Here is a 264-nt window from a genome sequence, read left to right as displayed (position 1 = left end):
GTTTTATTGGGGGTTAAAATTTTAGCGGTTTCACCCATAAAACGTACGCCCGCGACAATGATCATGTCGGCTTCGTGTCTAGCGCCAAAGCGTGCCATTTCTAGAGAATCGGCTACACAACCGCCTGTTTCTTCAGCGAGTGCTTGAATTTCAGGATCAGTGTAATAATGAGCAACAAGCACCGCGTTTTTTTCTTGCAGTAACTGCTTTATTCGCGCTTTATATTCGCCTTTTTCATCTTGTGTTAACGGAGCTGGCTTAGGA

General features: G+C 44.7%; 1 protein-coding gene. It reads right to left on the bottom strand.

Annotated elements, in window-relative coordinates; translation table 11 throughout:
• Positions 1–264, bottom strand: a 264-nt coding sequence (gene nadA / locus AAEY62_RS22955; RefSeq protein ID WP_350636742.1) for a quinolinate synthase NadA, incomplete at both ends; no start/stop codon positions are given.

The organism is Pseudoalteromonas sp. GW168-MNA-CIBAN-0100 (assembly GCF_040309225.1).
Taxonomy (GTDB): Bacteria; Pseudomonadota; Gammaproteobacteria; order Enterobacterales; family Alteromonadaceae; genus Pseudoalteromonas; species Pseudoalteromonas arctica.
Note: the sequence above shows the minus strand (reverse complement) of the source record. Positions and strands in the feature narration are given on the sequence as shown.